19 protein-coding genes and 1 pseudogene are annotated in these 18,115 nt (G+C 69.8%); 16 read left to right on the top strand and 4 right to left on the bottom strand.

Going from position 1 to position 18,115, the window contains the following annotated elements; translation table 11 throughout:
• Positions 1 to 40: 40 nt before the first annotated feature.
• Entirely contained in the window at positions 41 to 964 is a 924-nt protein-coding gene (locus AB0L56_RS30720; RefSeq protein WP_365429207.1) for an ABC transporter ATP-binding protein, read from the bottom strand.
• Between the two features lie 202 nt (positions 965 to 1,166).
• Here AB0L56_RS30720 and AB0L56_RS30715 point away from each other — a divergent pair, with 202 nt between their 5' ends.
• The 12 genes from AB0L56_RS30715 (at position 1,167) to AB0L56_RS30660 (ending at position 10,130) form a co-directional block, all read left to right on the top strand.
• On the top strand, positions 1,167 to 1,880 hold the full coding sequence (locus tag AB0L56_RS30715) for an ArsR family transcriptional regulator (protein WP_365429204.1): 714 nt from the start codon (positions 1,167 to 1,169) through the stop codon (positions 1,878 to 1,880).
• Positions 1,877 to 3,298 carry a Fe-S cluster assembly protein SufB gene (gene sufB / locus AB0L56_RS30710; protein WP_365429201.1) on the top strand — a complete coding sequence of 474 codons (1,422 nt, stop codon included), beginning with the start codon at positions 1,877 to 1,879 and terminating at the stop codon, positions 3,296 to 3,298. Before AB0L56_RS30715 ends, sufB begins: the two co-directional genes overlap by 4 nt.
• A 58-nt stretch (positions 3,299 to 3,356) precedes the next feature.
• Complete coding sequence (gene sufD, locus AB0L56_RS30705) at positions 3,357 to 4,541, top strand: Fe-S cluster assembly protein SufD (protein WP_365429198.1); 1,185 nt, start codon at positions 3,357 to 3,359, stop codon at positions 4,539 to 4,541.
• Entirely contained in the window at positions 4,538 to 4,855 is a 318-nt protein-coding gene (locus AB0L56_RS30700; protein ID WP_361030343.1) for a non-heme iron oxygenase ferredoxin subunit, read from the top strand. The genes sufD and AB0L56_RS30700 overlap by 4 nt, the downstream gene beginning before the upstream one ends.
• A gap of 7 nt (positions 4,856 to 4,862) precedes the next feature.
• Entirely contained in the window at positions 4,863 to 5,627 is a 765-nt protein-coding gene (gene sufC, locus AB0L56_RS30695; protein WP_365429195.1) for a Fe-S cluster assembly ATPase SufC, read from the top strand.
• Positions 5,624 to 6,895 (top strand): cysteine desulfurase, encoded by a 1,272-nt coding sequence (locus tag AB0L56_RS30690; RefSeq protein ID WP_361030350.1) that lies wholly within the window; start codon positions 5,624 to 5,626, stop codon positions 6,893 to 6,895. The genes sufC and AB0L56_RS30690 overlap by 4 nt, the downstream gene beginning before the upstream one ends.
• 11 nt (positions 6,896 to 6,906) lie before the next feature.
• The gene (gene sufU, locus AB0L56_RS30685) at positions 6,907 to 7,371 is read left to right on the top strand and encodes a Fe-S cluster assembly sulfur transfer protein SufU (protein ID WP_361030353.1); all 465 of its coding nucleotides are present in this window, start codon (positions 6,907 to 6,909) and stop codon (positions 7,369 to 7,371) included.
• On the top strand, positions 7,368 to 7,700 hold the full coding sequence (locus AB0L56_RS30680) for a metal-sulfur cluster assembly factor (RefSeq protein WP_361030356.1): 333 nt from the start codon (positions 7,368 to 7,370) through the stop codon (positions 7,698 to 7,700). Before sufU ends, AB0L56_RS30680 begins: the two co-directional genes overlap by 4 nt.
• 103 nt (positions 7,701 to 7,803) lie before the next feature.
• Positions 7,804 to 8,124 carry a multidrug efflux SMR transporter gene (locus AB0L56_RS30675; protein WP_361030359.1) on the top strand — a complete coding sequence of 107 codons (321 nt, stop codon included), beginning with the start codon at positions 7,804 to 7,806 and terminating at the stop codon, positions 8,122 to 8,124.
• Positions 8,124 to 8,711, top strand: coding sequence for a TetR family transcriptional regulator (locus AB0L56_RS30670; protein WP_361030362.1), 588 nt, complete (start codon positions 8,124 to 8,126; stop codon positions 8,709 to 8,711). The genes AB0L56_RS30675 and AB0L56_RS30670 overlap by 1 nt, the downstream gene beginning before the upstream one ends.
• Before the next feature lie 53 nt (positions 8,712 to 8,764).
• Entirely contained in the window at positions 8,765 to 9,766 is a 1,002-nt protein-coding gene (gene dapD, locus AB0L56_RS30665; RefSeq protein WP_361030365.1) for a 2,3,4,5-tetrahydropyridine-2,6-dicarboxylate N-succinyltransferase, read from the top strand.
• 124 nt (positions 9,767 to 9,890) lie between these two features.
• Entirely contained in the window at positions 9,891 to 10,130 is a 240-nt protein-coding gene (locus AB0L56_RS30660) for a hypothetical protein (RefSeq protein WP_361030368.1), read from the top strand.
• An 85-nt stretch (positions 10,131 to 10,215) separates the two neighbouring features.
• Here AB0L56_RS30660 and dapA read toward each other — a convergent pair whose 3' ends face one another.
• On the bottom strand, positions 10,216 to 11,094 hold the full coding sequence (dapA, locus tag AB0L56_RS30655; RefSeq protein ID WP_365429189.1) for a 4-hydroxy-tetrahydrodipicolinate synthase: 879 nt from the start codon (positions 11,092 to 11,094) through the stop codon (positions 10,216 to 10,218).
• A 132-nt stretch (positions 11,095 to 11,226) separates the two neighbouring features.
• On the opposite strand from dapA, the gene AB0L56_RS30650 reads away from it, so the two are divergent.
• Both AB0L56_RS30650 and AB0L56_RS30645 read left to right on the top strand, forming a co-directional pair.
• A complete protein-coding gene (locus AB0L56_RS30650; protein WP_365429186.1) occupies positions 11,227 to 11,643 on the top strand; it encodes a phage holin family protein in 417 nt (138 codons plus the stop codon).
• A complete protein-coding gene (locus AB0L56_RS30645; RefSeq protein WP_365429183.1) occupies positions 11,640 to 12,008 on the top strand; it encodes a DUF3618 domain-containing protein in 369 nt (122 codons plus the stop codon). The genes AB0L56_RS30650 and AB0L56_RS30645 overlap by 4 nt, the downstream gene beginning before the upstream one ends.
• Positions 12,009 to 12,245: 237 nt before the next feature.
• On the opposite strand, the gene AB0L56_RS30640 is transcribed toward AB0L56_RS30645, so the two are convergent.
• Positions 12,246 to 14,054: an endonuclease/exonuclease/phosphatase family protein gene (locus tag AB0L56_RS30640; RefSeq protein WP_365429180.1), complete on the bottom strand. Its 1,809-nt coding sequence runs from the start codon at positions 14,052 to 14,054 to the stop codon at positions 12,246 to 12,248.
• 212 nt (positions 14,055 to 14,266) lie between these two features.
• Between AB0L56_RS30640 and AB0L56_RS30635 the strand changes: the two genes are divergently transcribed.
• Together AB0L56_RS30635 and AB0L56_RS30630 are read left to right on the top strand one after the other, a co-directional pair.
• Positions 14,267 to 15,703, top strand: a complete 1,437-nt coding sequence (locus AB0L56_RS30635; protein ID WP_365429177.1) for a hypothetical protein — start codon at positions 14,267 to 14,269, stop codon at positions 15,701 to 15,703.
• Between the two features lie 158 nt (positions 15,704 to 15,861).
• Positions 15,862 to 16,029, top strand: a pseudogene (locus AB0L56_RS30630) (Tat pathway signal sequence domain protein); the annotation flags it as partial.
• A 652-nt stretch (positions 16,030 to 16,681) separates the two neighbouring features.
• Here the strand turns inward: AB0L56_RS30630 and AB0L56_RS30625 are convergent.
• Positions 16,682 to 17,866, bottom strand: a complete 1,185-nt coding sequence (locus AB0L56_RS30625; protein WP_365429230.1) for a TerD family protein — start codon at positions 17,864 to 17,866, stop codon at positions 16,682 to 16,684.
• Between the last annotated feature and the right edge of the window lie 249 nt (positions 17,867 to 18,115).

The following is an 18,115-nucleotide window of genomic DNA, read 5'->3' as shown; positions in this document are numbered from 1 at the left end:
GGTGCCGCGCCCGGCTTCGGTGCATAGGTGCCGGTGGCGGTCACGCGCGCAACTCCTTGCCGGTCAGTTCCAGAAAGACGTCCTCGAGGGTGTGCCGCTCCACCGAGATCCGGTCCGGCATCACCCCGTGCTGTGCGCACCAGGACGTCACCGTGGCGAGCAGCTGCGGGTCGATCTTGCCGACGACCCGGTACGAGCCCGGGGCGACCTCGGCGGCCGTGGAGTCGGCGGGAAGGGCCTTGAGCAGCGAGAGTACGTCCAGTCCCGGGCGCCCGGAGAAGCGCAGGGTGTTCTCGGCGCCGCCCTTGCACAGCTCCTCCGGGGAGCCCTGGGCGATGACGCGGCCGGCGTCGATGATCGCCACGTCGTCGGCGAGCTGTTCGGCCTCGTCCATGTAGTGCGTGGTGAGGATGACGGAGACGCCGTCGGTGCGCAGATCGCGTACGAGGTCCCAGGTGGCGCGGCGGGCCTGCGGGTCCAGGCCGGCCGTCGGCTCGTCGAGGAAGACCAGCTCCGGGCGGCCGACCACGGCCATGGCCAGGGCGAGCCGCTGCTGCTGGCCGCCGGAGAGCCGCCGGTACGAGGTACGGCCCAGGGAGCCGAGCCCCAGCCGCTCGATCAGCGCGTCCACGTCCAGCGGATGGGCGTGGAGCTTCGCCACGTGCCGCAGCATCTCCTCGGCCCGCGCGCCCGAGTAGACGCCGCCGGACTGGAGCATCACCCCCAGCCGGGGCCGCAGCTCCGCCGCCTGTCCCACCGGGTCGAGGCCCAGGACGCGCACCGTGCCGGAGTCCGGCCGCCGGTACCCCTCGCAGATCTCGATCGTGGTCGTCTTGCCCGCTCCGTTGGGGCCGAGCACGGCCGTCACGCCCTGCCGGGCCACCAGGTCGAGGCCGTTCACCGCGGTCTTCGTGCCGTACCGCTTCACCAGGGCCTGCACCTGGACCACGGGCTCGCTTCGCATGGGTCACGAGTCTAAGGACGCGGCCACGGCCCCGGACCGCGGGGTGCCGCAACTCCCCCGCAACTCCTCCTCCCGGGGACGGTGCACCGGCAGCCAGACCGTTTCCGCAGGTCGGATTAGGTTTGCCTAAGTGATGCAGCGCACTTTCCGGCCGTCCGGGCGTGGCTTGCCCGGCTCGGACGAATTACGCAACAATGGCGTTGTGAAAAACGTCGGCGAGGCTCCCCACGAGGAACTGGCAACCGGTGAGCGGTCCACCCGCAACCGCGTCGCCCGCTCCGTCCTGGACCACGGCCCGTCGACCGTCGCCGAACTGGCCGACCGACTCGGACTCACCCAAGCGGCCGTACGCCGGCATCTGGACGCACTGGCCGCCGACAACGTGGTGGAAGCCCGTGAACGGCGGGTCTACGGCGCGCGCACGCGCGGGCGCCCGGCCAAGGTGTTCGCCCTGACCGACTGCGGACGGGACGCCTTCGACCAGTCGTACGACAAGCTGGCCGTGGACGCCCTGCGCTGGATCGGTGAGCGGGAGGGCGGGAACGAGGCGATCGCCGCCTTCGCCCGCGCCCGGATCGCCGCCCAGTCGGGGCCCTACCGGAAGGCGGTCGCCGCCGCGGCGCCCGAGGACCGTACGGAAGCGCTGGCCAAGGCCCTGAGCGCGGACGGGTACGCTGCGACTGCGCGCAGCGCGCCGGTCGGTGAGCAGCTCTGCCAGCACCACTGTCCGGTCGCCCACGTCGCCGAGGAATTTCCGCAGCTGTGCGAGGCGGAGACGGAATTTTTCGCCGAGCTTCTCGGTACGCATGTGCAGCGACTGGCGACCATCGCGCACGGCGACGGTGTCTGCACGACGTTCATCCCCAAGATTTCCCACCACGCATCTGAAAGCACGTCCGGGAGGAACCCCGCATGACTCTCCCCACGGAGACTGCCCACCCCGAACTGGAGGGTCTGGGCAACTACGAGTACGGCTGGGCCGACCGTGACGAGGCCGGTGCGTCGGCGCGCCGCGGCCTGAGCGAGGACGTCGTCCGGGACATCTCCGCGAAGAAGGACGAGCCGGAGTGGATGACCAAGCTCCGTCTCAAGGGCCTGCGCCTGTTCGAGAAGAAGCCCATGCCGAACTGGGGCTCCGACCTCTCCGGCATCGACTTCGACAACATCAAGTACTTCGTGCGCTCCACGGAGAAGCAGGCGGAGTCCTGGGAGGACCTGCCCGAGGACATCAAGAACACCTACGACAAGCTGGGCATCCCGGAGGCCGAGAAGAAGCGCCTCGTCGCCGGTGTCGCCGCGCAGTACGAGTCGGAGGTCGTCTACCACCAGATCCGTGAGGACCTGGAGGAGCAGGGCGTCATCTTCCTCGACACCGACACGGCGCTGAAGGAGCACCCGGAGCTCTTCAAGGAGTACTTCGGCACCGTCATCCCGGTCGGCGACAACAAGTTCGCGTCGCTGAACTCCGCCGTGTGGTCCGGCGGCTCCTTCATCTACGTGCCGCCGGGCGTGCACGTCGAGATCCCGCTCCAGGCCTACTTCCGGATCAACACCGAGAACATGGGCCAGTTCGAGCGGACCCTGATCATCGTCGACGAGGGTGCCTACGTGCACTACGTCGAGGGCTGCACCGCGCCGATCTACAAGTCGGACTCGCTGCACTCCGCGGTCGTCGAGATCATCGTCAAGAAGAACGCCCGCTGCCGCTACACGACCATCCAGAACTGGTCGAACAACGTCTACAACCTGGTCACCAAGCGCGCCGTGGCCTACGAGGGCGCGACCATGGAGTGGGTCGACGGCAACATCGGCTCCAAGGTGACGATGAAGTACCCCGCCGTCTACCTGATGGGCGAGCACGCCAAGGGCGAGACGCTGTCCATCGCCTTCGCCGGCGAGGGCCAGCACCAGGACGCGGGCGCCAAGATGGTCCACATGGCCCCGAACACCTCGTCCAACATCGTCTCCAAGTCGGTGGCGCGCGGCGGCGGCCGTACCTCCTACCGCGGTCTGATCGAGATCGGCGAGGGCGCCCCGGGCGCCAAGTCCAACGTGCTGTGCGACGCGCTGCTCGTCGACACCATCTCCCGCTCGGACACCTACCCCTACGTGGACGTCCGCGAGGACGACGTGTCCATGGGCCACGAGGCGACCGTCTCCAAGGTCTCCGAGGACCAGCTCTTCTACCTGATGAGCCGCGGTATGTCGGAGGACGAGGCGATGGCGATGATCGTGCGCGGCTTCGTCGAGCCGATCGCCAAGGAACTGCCCATGGAGTACGCGCTCGAGCTCAACCGGCTGATCGAGCTGCAGATGGAAGGCGCGGTCGGCTAAAGCACCACGCCGTTCCGTCAAGCCCGTTACGCACACGAAAGCGAGCACTACGACAGCCATGGCTGAGGCTCAGAACATCCCCGTGGGTTCCACCACCGCGGGCTCGATCGCGGTGGCCGCGGAGTCGACCGTCGCCACCCGTATGAGCGCGCCCCCGTCCTACGACGTGGCGGACTTCGCCGTCCCCCACGGCCGCGAGGAGGAGTGGCGGTTCACCCCGCTGGAGCGGCTGCGCGGTCTGCACGACGGCACCGCCACCGCCACCGGCGAGGGCGTCAAGGTCGCCGTCGAGGCGCCCGAGGGTGTCACCGTCGAGACCGTCGGCCGCGACGACCCGCGGCTCGGCCGCGCGGGCATGCCGGCGGACCGCGTCGCCGCCCAGGCGTACTCCGCCTTCGAGCAGGCCTCGGTCGTGACCGTGCCGAAGGAGACCGTGCTCACCGAGCCGATCCGCATCGCGGTGCACGGCGAGGGCGGCACGGCCTACGGCCACCAGCTGATCGAGCTCGGCGCCTTCGCCGAGGCGCTCGTGGTCGTCGACCACACCGGTGACGCGGTGCTCGCCGCCAACGTCGACTTCGTCCTCGGTGACGGCGCCAAGCTGACCGTCGTCTCCGTCCAGGACTGGGACGACAAGGCCGTGCACGTCGCCCAGCACAACGCCCTGGTCGGCCGCGACGCCTCCTTGAAGTCGGTCGTCGTCACCTTCGGCGGCGACGTCGTACGCCTCCACCCGCGCGTGACCTACGCGGGCCCCGGCGGCGAGGCCGAGCTGTTCGGCCTGTACTTCACCGACGCCGGCCAGCACCAGGAGCACCGCCTCCTGGTCGACCACAACCTCCCGCACTGCAAGTCCAACGTCGTCTACAAGGGCGCGCTCCAGGGCGACGACGCGCACGCCGTGTGGATCGGTGACGTGCTCATCGAGGCCAAGGCCGAGGGCACCGACACCTACGAGATGAACCGCAACCTGGTCCTCACCGACGGCGCCCGCGTCGACTCCGTGCCCAACCTGGAGATCGAGACCGGCGAGATCGTCGGCGCCGGCCACGCCTCCGCGACCGGCCGCTTCGACGACGAGCAGCTGTTCTACCTGATGGCCCGCGGCATCCCGGAGATGGACGCCCGCCGCCTGGTGGTCCGCGGCTTCTTCGCCGAGCTCGTCCAGCAGATCGGCGTCCCGGACATCGAGGAGCGTCTGATCGCCAAGATCGAGGAGGAGCTGGAGGCGGCGGTCGCATGACCTTCGTACGCGCCTGCAAGCTGAGCGAGCTGGAGGAGGACACCCCGAAGCGGGTGGAACTCGACGGCACGCCGGTTTCCGTCGTGCTCACCGAGGGCGAGGTGTTCGCGATCAACGACATCTGCTCGCACGCGAACGTCTCGCTGTCGGAGGGCGAGGTCGACGACTGCCACATCGAGTGCTGGCTGCACGGCTCGCGTTTCGACCTCCGTTCCGGCAAGCCCGACGCCCTTCCGGCGACGCGCCCGGTCCCCGTATACCCCGTAAAGATCGAAGGGGACGACGTGCTCGTCTCCGTCACCCAGGAGTCCTGAGGCACCCATGGCAACGCTTGAAATCCGAGACCTGCACGTCACCGTCGAGGTCGAGAACGGCACGAAGGAAATCCTCAAGGGTGTCGACCTCACCGTGAAGCAGGGCGAGACGCACGCCATCATGGGCCCGAACGGCTCCGGCAAGTCCACGCTCGCCTACTCCCTCGCGGGTCACCCCAAGTACACGATCACCAAGGGCAGCGTCACCCTCGACGGCGAGGACGTCCTGGAGATGTCCGTCGACGAGCGTGCCCGCGCCGGCCTGTTCCTCGCCATGCAGTACCCGGTCGAGGTCCCCGGCGTCTCCGTCTCCAACTTCCTGCGCACCTCCGCCACCGCCATCCGCGGCGAGGCCCCCAAGCTGCGCACCTGGGTGAAGGAGGTCAAGGAGGCCATGGAGCGCCTCAACATGGACCCCGCCTTCGCCGAGCGCAACGTCAACGAGGGCTTCTCCGGCGGTGAGAAGAAGCGCCACGAGATCCTTCAGCTCGAGCTGCTCAAGCCGAAGATCGCGATCCTCGACGAGACCGACTCCGGCCTGGACGTCGACGCCCTGCGCGTCGTCTCCGAGGGCGTCAACCGCGTCCGCGAGTCCGGCGAGGTCGGCACCATGCTGATCACGCACTACACGCGCATCCTGCGCTACATCAAGCCCGACCACGTCCATGTCTTCGCGGCCGGACGGATCGCCGAGTCCGGCGGCCCCGAGCTCGCCGACAAGCTGGAGGCCGAGGGCTACGAGGCATACACGAAGGGTGGCGCATCCGAGTGACACAGATGCCGGGCCTCCTCACCGCGTCCGCTCTTCTGGACGAGTCGATCCGCAAGGACTTCCCCGTCCTGGACCGGCAGGTCCACGACGGACGGAAGCTCGTGTACCTGGACAACGCGGCGACCAGCCAGAAGCCGCGCCAGGTGCTGGACGCACTGAGCGAGTACTACGAGCGCTACAACGCCAACGTCCACCGCGGTGTGCATGTGCTCGCCGAGGAGGCCACGGCCCTGTACGAGGGCGCGCGCGACAAGGTCGCGGAGTTCATCAACGCGCCCAGCCGCGACGAGGTGATCTTCACCAAGAACGCCTCCGAGTCGCTCAACCTCGTGGCCAACATGCTCGGCTGGGCCGACGAGCCCTACCGGGTGGACCACGAGACCGAGATCGTCATCACGGAGATGGAGCACCACTCCAACATCGTGCCGTGGCAACTGCTGGCGCAGCGCACGGGCGCGAAGCTGAAGTGGTTCGGCCTCACCGACGACGGCCGGCTCGACCTGTCGAACATCGACGAGATCATCACGGAGAAGACGAAGATCGTCTCCTTTGTGCTGGTGTCCAACATCCTGGGCACGGTCAACCCGGTCGAGGCGATAGTGCGCCGCGCCCAGGAGGTCGGCGCGCTCGTCTGCATCGACGCCTCCCAGGCCGCGCCCCACATGCCGCTGGACGTCCAGGCCCTCCAGGCCGACTTCGTGGCCTTCACCGGTCACAAGATGTGCGGCCCGACCGGCATCGGCGTCCTCTGGGGCCGCCAGGAGCTGCTGGAGGACCTGCCACCGTTCCTCGGCGGCGGCGAGATGATCGAGACCGTGTCGATGAGCTCGTCGACCTACGCCCCCGCCCCGCACAAGTTCGAGGCGGGCACCCCGCCGATCGCCCAGGCGGTCGGTCTCGGCGCGGCGATCGACTACCTGTCGGCCATCGGCATGGACAAGGTCCTCGCCCATGAGCACGCGATCACCGAGTACGCGGTCAAGCGGCTGGCCGAGGTCCCGGACCTGCGCATCATCGGCCCCGCCACGGCCGAGGACCGCGGCGCCGCGATCTCGTTCACCCTGGGTGACATCCACCCGCACGACGTGGGCCAGGTCCTCGACGAGCAGGGCATCGCGGTCCGGGTCGGCCATCACTGCGCCCGGCCGGTCTGCCTGCGGTACGGAATTCCTGCGACCACGCGAGCGTCGTTCTATCTGTACTCCACGCCGGCCGAGATCGACGCACTGGTCGACGGCCTGGAGCACGTACGGAACTTCTTCGGATGAGGGGCTGAGGCGTGAAGCTGGACTCGATGTACCAGGACGTCATCCTGGACCACTACAAGAACCCGCACGGGCGTGGTCTGAGGGACGGCGACGCCGAGGTGCACCACGTCAACCCGACGTGCGGTGACGAGATCACGCTCCGCGTGAAGTACGACGGCACGACGATCAGCGACGTCAGCTACGAGGGGCAGGGCTGCTCCATCAGCCAGGCGTCCGCCTCCGTGCTGAACGAGCTGCTGGTCGGCAAGGACCTCGCCGAGGCGCAGCGGATCCAGGACACCTTCCTGGAACTGATGCAGTCCAAGGGGAAGATCGAGCCCGACGACGCGATGGAGGAGACCCTGGAGGACGCGGTCGCGTTCGCCGGGGTGTCCAAGTACCCGGCCCGAGTGAAGTGCGCCCTCCTCAGCTGGATGGCGTGGAAGGACGCGACGGCCCAGGCGCTGGGCGCCGACGCCGAAAGGACTACGGCATGAGCGAGACCCTGGAGATGAAGCCGGCCTCGGAGGAGGAGCTCCGCGAGGCCCTGATGGATGTCGTCGACCCGGAACTGGGCATCGACGTCGTCAACCTCGGCCTCATCTACGGCATCCACGTCGACGAGTCCAATGTGGCGACCGTCGACATGACCCTGACCTCCGCGGCCTGCCCGCTGACGGACGTCATCGAGGACCAGGCCAAGGCCGCCACGGACGGTCTGGTCAGCGAGCTGCGCATCAACTGGGTGTGGATGCCGCCGTGGGGCCCCGACAAGATCACGGACGACGGACGCGAGCAGCTCCGGGCGTTGGGGTTCAACGTCTGAGAACGCTTCGACGTAAACGGCGGCGCCCTTGGGTGCCGCCGTTTCCGTGTGTCCGGGGCCGTCGTTGTGTACGCCCGTACAACCGCTGTGTACGGTTGTACGCATGGGATACCTGCTGCTGTCCGGCGCCATCGTCGCCGAGGTGTGCGCCACCACCGCCATGAAATACAGCGACGGCTTCAGCAGGCTCTGGCCCTCGCTGCTGACCGTGGCCGGCTACCTGGTCTCCTTCGCGCTGCTCGCCCAGACCCTGCGCACCGTCGCCATCGGCACCGCGTACGCGATCTGGGCCGGCGTGGGCACCGCCGCCATCGCCACCATCGGCATCGTGTTCCTGGGGGAGGCGCTCACCGCCGCCAGGGCCGCGGGCATCGCCCTGATCATCATCGGAGTCGTGGTGCTGAACCTGGGCGGTGCGCACTGATGGCCCGGCGCTACGACCCCGAGCGGCGGCAGCGGATCATCGACGCGGCGATCCGGGTGGTGGGCCGCAGCGGCATCGCCGGTCTCAGCCATCGCAGCGTCGCCGCCGAGGCCGATGTCCCGCTCGGCTCCACCACGTACCACTTCAAGACCCTCGACGAGCTGATGGTCGCCGCCCTGCGCCAGGCCAACGAGGGCTTCGCCAAGGTGGTCGCCTCGCGCGGGGCTCTGGAGGACCCGGGCACCGACCTGGCGGCCGAACTCGCGGCCCTGATGGGCGAATGGCTGGCCGGTGAGCGCACCGGGGTGGAGCTGGAGTACGAGCTGTATCTGGCCGCCCTGCGCCGCCCCGCCCTGCGTCCCGTCGCGGCCGAGTGGTGCGAGGGCGTCGCCGAGCACCTGTCCCGCCGCACGGACCCGGTCACGGCCCGGGCGCTGGTCGCGCTGATGGACGGCATCTGCCTCCAGGTGCTGCTGACCGGCACGCCGTACGACGAGGGGTACGCCCGGGAGGTGCTGGGGCGCGTGATCACGGCGGGACGAGGAGAAGCGGAGGGGCCGGTGCCGGGCCGTTCGCCCGCCACGTGAGATGCCGGGGGACCGGTTCGCATCCGGGCCCGCCGGGCGGTTAGGTTGCCCTTATGACCGACACGACTGCTCAGAGCACCACCGGCGCAGTGGCCGCCGGCCTCGCCACCGTCGCCGCCGACGGCACCGTTCTCGACACGTGGTTCCCCGCCCCCGAACTCGTCGCCGCGACCGCCGAGGGCCCCGGCCCGTCCGGCACCGAGCGGCTCTCCGCCGAGCGCGCCGCCGAACTGCTCGGCGGCGGCGCCACCGCGGCGGTCGGCCCCGACCCCCGCCGCGGTGTCGAGGTCGTCGCGGTCCGCACGGTCATTTCCTCGCTGGACGAGAAGCCGGTCGACGCGCACGACGTCTATCTGCGCCTCCACCTGCTCTCCCACCGCCTGGTCAAGCCGCACGGCCAGAACCTCGACGGCATCTTCGCCCACCTCGCCAACGTCGCCTGGACCTCGCTCGGCCCGGTCGCCGTGGACGACCTGGAGAAGGTCCGGCTCAACGCCCGCGCCGAGGGCCTGCACCTCGCCGTCACCTCCGTCGACAAGTTCCCGCGCATGACGGACTACGTCGCCCCCAAGGGCGTCCGGATCGCCGACGCCGACCGGGTACGGCTCGGTGCGCACCTCGCCGAGGGCACCACCGTCATGCACGAGGGCTTCGTCAACTTCAACGCCGGCACGCTCGGCACGTCGATGGTCGAGGGCCGCATCTCGGCCGGTGTCGTCGTCGGCGACGGCTCCGACATCGGCGGCGGTGCCTCCACCATGGGCACCCTGTCCGGCGGCGGCAACGTCCGGATCTCCATCGGCGAGCGGTGCCTGGTCGGCGCCGAGGCGGGCGTCGGTATCGCCCTCGGTGACGAGTGCGTGGTCGAGGCGGGGCTGTACGTCACCGCCGGTACCCGCGTCACCATGCCCGACGGCGAGATCGTCAAGGCCCGTGAGCTGTCCGGCGCCTCCAACATCCTGTTCCGCCGCAACTCCGTGACGGGCACGGTCGAGGCGCGCCCCAACAACGCGGTCTGGGGCGGTCTGAACGAGGTCCTCCACAGCCACAACTGACCCAGCGGTCACGCCCGTACGGGTTACTCCCCGTGACTTATGGGTCGTTTCGGCAGATGAACGGGTGGACACAGGGTCCGATCAGACGCCGGGACGACTGACATACGGGAAATGGGGACGGGCGATGACGAACAAGTGGGTGCCGCGTGCGCTGCGCTGCGCCGTCGGGGTGATGGGTGTGGTGGCGGCTCTGATGCTGTGCGGCACGCTCGCGGGCACCGCGCACGCGGACGAGACGTCCACGGGCTCGAACAACGGTCACCGCGTGGCACTGCTCAACAGTGACGTCGGGCAGATCGACGACCCCGCGGAGGATGTGCTGGAGCACTTCCTGCTGTTCGGGGACGGGTATCTCTGGGACTGACGCGCACAGGCCGTCCGGACGGGCCGGAACCCCACCAGGTGGGGTTCCGGCCCGTCCGTCGTCGGACGGCTCATCGGACGGCTCATCAGACGGCCGCCAGGTCGTAGGCCTTCCTGAGTGCGTCGGTCGTGCGGGGTGTGGCCGGCCGAAGGGGCGGGCGGACCGGGCCGGCGGGGAGGTTAAGCGCGGCGAGGAGGGCCTTGGCGGTGACGGTGCCCGGGAGGCCGCTCGCCATCATCGCCTCGACGAGGGGCGTCATCCGGTGCTGAAGGCGGGCCGCGCCGGCGGTGTCGCCCGCGTCGAACGCGTCCAGGACGGCGCGGACCCGGTCCGGGGCCACGTTGGCCACCGTGCTGACGCAGCCGGAGCCGCCGACCGCGTACAGGGCGAGATTGAGCTCGTCGGAGCCCGCGTAGTAGGCGAGGCCGGTGCGGGGGATCAGCTTCTGTGCGGACAGGAAGTCGTACGAACAGTCCTTCACCGCCACGATCCGGGGGTGCTCCGCGAGGCGCAGCAGGGAGTCCGGTGCGATGCGGACGCCCGTGCGGGAGGGGATGTCGTACAGGGCCAGGGGGAGGTCCGTGGTGTCCGCGATCTCCAGGAAGTGCGCCTCCACCGCGTCCTGCGGGGGGAGGCTGTAGTACGGGGCGGACACCAGGAGGCCGTCGGCGCCCGCCTTCTCCGCCTCGCGGGCCAGTCGGGCGGTGTGGGCCGTGTCGGGGGTGCCGACGCCCGCGACGATCGTCGCGCGGGTACCGACGGCTTCGCGTACCGCCGTGACGAGGGCCGACTTCTCGGCGTCCGTGGTGGTGGGGGACTCGCCCGTGGTGCCGGACAGGACCAGGCCGTCGCAGCCGTGGGTGACCAGGTGGTCGGCCAGCCGCTGGGCGCCGTCGAGGTCGAGGGCGCCGGCCGGGGTGAACGGGGTGATCATCGCGCACAGGGTGCGGCCGAAAGGGGTCATGGGGGTAGTGTCGGCCGCCGCGGCGTGAAGTTCTACTTATGTGTTGTTACCGCTATCGGTAAGCGTTGCTTCATGGATAGAGGGAGTTCGGCGGGGGTACTCGGCTCTCCCCGACCTGAGAGGAGGCGCATTGTGACCGGAACCGTGGAGCGACGGCCGGTGCACGACGAGCACAGCGTGGGCGAGCTCGTCGGGCAGGCCACCGAACAGATCTCACGGCTCGCACGGCAGGAAGTGGCACTCGCCAAGGAAGAGCTGGCGGAGAAGGGCCGTCGTGCCGGGCGTGGCGGCGGGATGCTGGGGGCGGCGGGCGCGTTCGGCTACGCGGGGCTGCTTGCGCTGGCCGGTACGGGTGTCGCTGCGCTGGACCTGGTGCTGCCTCTGTGGGCCGCGGCGCTGATCATCACGGGCGTGCTGTTCCTCATCGCCGGAGTGCTAGCCCTCGCCGGCCGCGGTCAGTTGCGCCGGGCCACGCCGCCCAAGCCGGAGAAGACGCTGGGCAGTGTGAAGGCCGATGTGGACGAGATCAAGGGAAGGGCGCACCGATGACACAGGACGTGAGGCGCGCGGGGGCCCGTGAAGGTGCCCACGTGGACACGAAGGCGGAGGCCGGGCGCGCCGCGCCGGGGCGGGGGGCCAAGGGGCCCGACGAGCTGCGGCGGCAGATCGAGCAGACGCGGCACGAACTCGGCGACACGGTCGAGGAGTTGGCCGGGAAGATGGACGTCAAGGGGCGGGCGAAGGCGCGGGCCGACGACCTCCGGGACCGGGCGGGTGCGATGACCGTGCAGATGCGCAGCAGTGCCGCGCACGCCGGGCAGGCCGGGATGCGGTACCGCAAGCCGGCGCTGATCGCGGGCGCGGTGGTCGCCGCGGTGGTGGGTGCGGTGATGGTGCGGCGCCATCAGTGCTGAGACCCGCCCACGGTGGGGCGTGGGACGGGGCCGGGGCGGGGGTACCCGTCCTCGGTCCGGCGCGTCTTCCGGTGTTGTGACGTGCTCGCGTTGACGCGCCGGACGCTGCGGGCGGGTACCCCCACTCCGTTCCCTCTCCGTCGTGGGCGGCTGTGCGGCTACGGGCGGAAGCGCAGAACCTGCGGGTCGTGGTCGCTGAACCCCCGCCCCGTCCCCTCTCCGTGGGTGGCTGTCGGGCTACGGGCGGAAGCGCAGGACCTGCGGGTCGTGGTCGCTGATCTGGTCGTGGAACTCCGCGTTGATGTGCACGCTGTCGTAGCTGAAGCGGCGGATCGACGGCGTGATCAGGATCTGGTCCAGGACCTGGCTGTTGCCCTGGTAGACGTACGAGTAACGCTCGGAGCGGGGGAGTGACTTGATCGCCGACCAGAGGGTGTTCTGGCCCTCGAGGATGTCGGTCGTCTCCGAGAACTCGAAGTCGTTGATGTCGCCGAGGACCACGACCTTGGCGTTCTTCTGGGTCTTGAGGATCTTCGCGGTGAAGTCGTGCACCGCCTGGGCCTGGAGGTGACGCTGGGTCTCCGAGCCCCGGGACGGCGGCTGGTACTGGGAGGTCAGGCCCTGGTCGCCGCCCTTGGAGGAGAAGTGGTTGGCGATGACGATGACGGTGCGGCCCCGGAAGGTGAACTCACCGGCCAGCGGCTTGCGGCTGTCCTCGAACGCCTCGGACGTCGGGTCGATCCGGCCGGGGGAGTTCGTCAGGGCCGCCTTGCCGCCGACCGGGGTGACGTCGGTGGGGGTGGTGGCATCCCCGCCGGGACGGTCGGTGAAGGAGACCCGCTCCGGGTTGAACAGGAACGCCTGGCGGATGTTGCCGCCCGGCTGGCCGCCGTCCTGCTTGTCGGCCGGGTCGATGGCACGCCACTCGTAGCGCGGGCCCCCGGCCGCCTCGATGGCCTCGATCAGCTCGGCCAGGGTTTGGTCGGCGGCGACCGTGCCGTCGTCAGTGGCGCCGTTGTTGTCCTGGATCTCCTCCAGGGACACGATGTCGGGCGATCTGAGGTTGTTCACGATCGCGGCGGCGTGGGCGGCGAAGGTGTCGTCCGAGGGGTCGAGGTTCTCGACGTTGTAGGTGGCGATCGCCAGTTCGGACCCGTGCTGTCTCCGGGTCGTCTCGCGCTTCAGGCCCCCGCTGCTGAGGCTGCCCAGCTCGTTGGCCACCAGGGTGTAGCCGCCGAACTGGTTGTAGTCCAGGGGGCCCGCGGTCTCGCCGGTGAGGGTGTCGCCGACGTTCGCGTCGGGGAAGTCGGCCGCCTTGCCCAGCGACTGGATCTGGAGGCGGCCGGTGTTCTGCGAGTCGTACGAACCGTAGACCGTGCCGCCCCGAAGGTTGCGGTGCTCCCAGGGCTTCACCGTGACCCAGAGCTCCGTGTACGGGTCGGTGGCGCCCACCACCCGGGTGTCGGAGACCTGGACGTTCATGCCCTCCAGGGACTCGTAGAGGTCCAGGGCGTAGGCGGAGGGGCGCAGGGTGAGGTCGTTGATCGAGCCGTTCGGCGTGGGGGCGTAGGCCGCCGGGACGGAACGCGCGGTGATCGGCGCGGCGGCCGGCACCGCGTTCCCGCTGGAGACGACCGTGAAGACCGGGCGGGTGATCTCGGTAAGGGACTGGTTGCCGGAGGACGTGCCGCCGGGGACGTACTCCGAGACAGTGCCGGACACCGTGACGGCGTCGCCGACCGCGACGCCCTTCGGCGTCGAGCCGGTGAAGACGAAGACCCCCTCACTGGTGGCCGGGTCCGCGTCCGGGGCGGGATCCTGGATCCAGAAGCCGCGCGACGAGCCGTAGGTGCGGACGCCGGTGACGATTCCGGTCACATCGGAGACCTGCCGGCCTGCGTACGGCGATATGCGGGTGTCGCCCTGGATGTCATGGATGCGCACGGAGTCCGCGTGCGCGGGCGAGGCGAGGACGACGGTGGATGCCGCGGTGCACACGGCGGCGACGGTGAGCGCGGCGAGACGCGCGGACGACTTGCTGGGCAACGGATTCCCTCCGGGAACGTGATCTACGCCGGGACGAGGGTGGAGCGTGGGTCACTCCCTGTCTACGCGCGTCAATGTCCAGCCTGGCCAAGCCACTTGTCAAGGTTTCAGCCATGTATGGTCGCCGAAGAGGAGAGGAAGTGGGCGGCATGGGTGGAAATCCGTCTAGGCTGAGTGGCTGAGTCATAAGCGGCCCTAGGAGACACAAGCCCATGTCAGACAGCTCCATCCTGCCGCCGGTGCGGCTGCGTCCCGAAGCGGAGCTGGCGCGCGACGCCCTGTCCGCCCCGGTGCTGTCCCGGGCCGCGCGGCTCGCCCGCTGGGCCGGGCCCGCGACCCGTGTGGACGCGGGGGGCGGGCTCGTCGAGGAGCAGTTGCCGGAGGCCGCCGCGGAGCTGGGACTGACCGGGGACGACGCCGCGGCCTACGCCAGCGAGGCCTGGCGCGTCGCCGTCGACACCGGGCTCGTCGAGGTCGTCGACGAGGAGGAAGGGACGGTCGCCGCGGGGCCCGAACTCGCGGTGCTCACCGGGGGTTCGCCGCAGGACGTGCTGGGGGTCTGGCTCGCCGCCCTGGAGACGCTGCTCGGCGACGCGAGCGTCCCCGATCTGGACGGTCTCGTCGACGCCATCGCCGAGGGCGAGGGATCCGGGGAGCTCGACCTCGACGCCCTGGACTGGGACGTCGAGGCCGAGGCCGAGTTCCTGGACGGAGTGCTCGGCAACCTCTACCTGCTGACGGCCGGGGACGAGGACCCCGCCGGGACGCCCGTGCCGCTGCCCGCGCTGGCCGCGTCGGTGATCGTGCCCGGCGACATGGCCGAACCCACCAACGACGTCCTTGAACAGGTGTCCGACGCGATGATGCGCCTGGACGACCAGTTCCGCGTGCTGGAGCCTGTGGGACTCGTGGAGTACCAGCCGGTCGACGAGACGCTCATGGCCGACGCCGACGAGGAGCCCGCCGCTCCGGAGGACGACACCGACGTCTCCCGCTACGGCATGGTGCGGCTCACCCCCCTCGGGATCTACGGGCTGCGCGCCCGGCTGCTGGAGGCCGGATTCCAGGCGCCGGCGGTCGGCGACCTCGCCGACAAGGGCGCCGACGCGCTGCTCGACGGCACGGCCGGCTTCCCGCCGGTGGCGGCCCACGCGGAGACCCTGCACTGGCTCGCCCAGCGTGAACCCCTGACGTCCGCGCGGGAGTTGCTGGCGGCGGCACGCGGGGCGGACGAGGGCGCGCCGCTGCGGCGGCTGCAGTGCCAGCAGGCCCTGTCACTGGTCGGCGCGTCCGCCGAGCCCGCGCTGCGGGAGGTGCTGGACGACCCCGAACTCGGCGGGCTGGCGCGGGTGTGGCTGGCCGAGCAGGGGGCCGCCGACGTGCCGCCGCCGTCCGAGGCCATGATCTTCTGGCTGACCATCGACACGGTGGCCGCCCAGCTCGCCGCGGAGGGCAACTCGGAGGAACTGCGCTCCCTGGTGGAAGGGCTGGCACAGCAGCACAGCGGCTTCTTCGACGCCGTCTGGCGGGTGGACCACCCGGCCACGGCGGACGTCCTGGAGGCCATGGGACGCCTGCACCCGGACAAGAAGGTCGCCAAGGAGGCGCGGAAGGCCGCATTCAAGGCCCGGTCGCAGCAGGGTGGTTGAGCTTCACGGGAACGGCGAGTGCCGTCCCCCGCACCGTTCAACCCGCGTTCAGGTAGGGGGCGGGAGCCTGAGGGGCGCACGGTCCACGGCCCTGTCCACCGTCACCTGGAGACAGCATGTCCTTCGCCAGAACGTCCGCGATCACCGGTGCCTACGTCGGGGCCTACATCGTCCCCTCCTACGCCCGCGAGGAGAGCCCCGTACAGCACGACGGCCAGGTCTGATTCTACGACCCCAAGCGCCGCACCCTGACCCTGAAGCTCCTGCTCGGCGCCGACCGGGACACGGTGCGGAACGGCGCCTTCGACGGCCCCGACAACATCTCCAGAAGCGCCGGCAACTCCTAGGGATATTTCATCGGTGCCATGCTCGGTGACGGGGGAATGACTTCGTGCACTCCTGAGTTCCACGGCGACCCACAGGGTGGTGCTGTGCAGTTCATGAGGGAGTTCGCGGCCGGACACGGATGCGGTGTGCGTGAAATTCCGCAAGGCTCTATCGTGCGCCTACGCTTTCCGTACGAGCGAGGGCGGCGTAACCCGCTTACTGAAGTCCTGCGACGGTCAACGACCGCTCAATATTGTTGAAGTTTCACGCGCTACTGCACTTGTGCGCCTCGCAGGGCTCTTGGACCTTCGTATTGATTACAAGGCGTGCAGATTGCAGCGCATTTCCTGTTCGGTCGGACATGTTGCTCCGGCACGTAGTGAAATGCACGGGTACGACGAAGCCGTGGCCTTGGATCGAGTGAAGAGTATCGTGCCGGGCGGGATTAAACCTGTCTATGGTTTTGTCGCGAGACCCTCCGGCTTGTGCATGGTTAACGGTCTTGTGACTGGATCCCTGTAGTGCAGTCGGATTTGGCCAAAGCGGCTTACCGCCTCATATCGCAGAGGACTGCGATTCTGTAGTCCCCGCAGGTGCGGCTGACATTCGGGCGCCCCCTGCCCGGGGGCGCCCGGCGTTCAGTACTCGCGATTACAGCGCCTGGGCGGCCGGCTTGACCATGCCGCGGACGGTGCGGGACTTCACGAAGTCGCCCATCGCGGTCATCTCCCACTCGCCGGAGAACTGGCGGATCAGCTTCGCCATCATCACGCCCGTCTGCGGTTCGGCGCCGGTGAGGTCGAAGCGGACCAGTTCCTCGCCGGTGGTGCCGTCCAGGAGCCGGCAGTAGGCCTTGGCCACCTCCGTGAACTTCTGGCCGGAGAAGGAGTTGACGGTGAAGACCAGGCCGGTGACCTCCTGCGGGAGGCGGCCGAGGTCGACGGTGATCACCTCGTCGTCCCCGCTGCCCTCGCCGGTGAGGTTGTCGCCGGAGTGCCGGATCGCGCCGTTCAGGATCTGCAGCTTGCCGAAGTAGCAGCTGTCGATGTGGTTGCGCTGCGGGCCATAGGCGATGACCGAGGCGTCCAGGTCGATGTCCTTGCCGCGGAAGGCCGGCTCCCAGCCGAGACCCATCTGGACCTGGGAGAGCAGCGGGCGGCCGCCCTTCATCAGGGAGACGGTCTGGTTCTTCTGCAGGCTGACCCGGCCCTTGTCGAGGTTGATCTTCCCGGTGCCGGGGGCGGCAGCGGCGGGCGGGGTCGGCGGAGCGGCGGGGGCGGGGGGCGCCTGCGGGGCGGACACCGGCGGGGCGGGGGCGGTTGCCGGCTGGGCCGGGGCGGCCGGTTCCTCGACCGTGACGCCGAAGTCCGTGGCGATGCCGGCGAGGCCGTTGGCGTAGCCCTGGCCGACGGCGCGGGCCTTCCAGGCGCCGTTGCGCCGGTAGATCTCGACGATCACCAGTGCGGTCTCGGAGCCGAGGCGCGGGGGCGTGAAGGTGGCGAGGACCGTGCCGTTGTCGGCGTCGCGGATGGTGGCCGTCGGTTCGATGCCCTGGAAGGTCTGGCCGGGGGCGTCGGGGCTCGCGGTGATGACGATCTTCTCGATGCCGGGGGGTACGGCCGTGGTGTCGACCGTGATGGCGTCTGGGGCGGTGCCGCCGCCGGGGCGGTAGGTCACGCCGGGGCCGGCGGGCTGGTTGTAGAAGATGAAGTCGTCGTCGGAGCGCACCTTGCCGTCGGCGGTGAGCAGCAGGCCCGATACGTCTAGCCGCACGGGGGCGGCGACGTCCACCGTCACTCGGGCGGTGGGGAGAGGGATGTTCGAGCCGGGGGTCATAGCTGTCATGCCTGAGTGAACGAGCGAGAGCGTTTTACCGTTCCCTTACCTGTGGTCCGATCGAGGGTGGTGGTCTGCCGGAGGCCTTTTCCGCCCCCGCCGCCCCTTCCCGTCCCATCCCCGGGGGCGCTGCCCCCGGACCCCCGCTCCTCAAACGCCGGAGGGGCTGGATTGTGCCGGACGGGCTGGAAATTCAGCCCGTCCGGCGTTTGAGGACGAGGCCCGAAGGGCCGAAAGGGGGGTCTGGGG

Source organism: Streptomyces sp. NPDC052079 (assembly GCF_040680275.1).
In the GTDB taxonomy this organism is placed as follows: Bacteria; Actinomycetota; Actinomycetes; order Streptomycetales; family Streptomycetaceae; genus Streptomyces.
The sequence above is the reverse complement of the archived record's forward strand: the minus strand, read 5'-3'. Positions and strand labels throughout refer to the sequence as shown.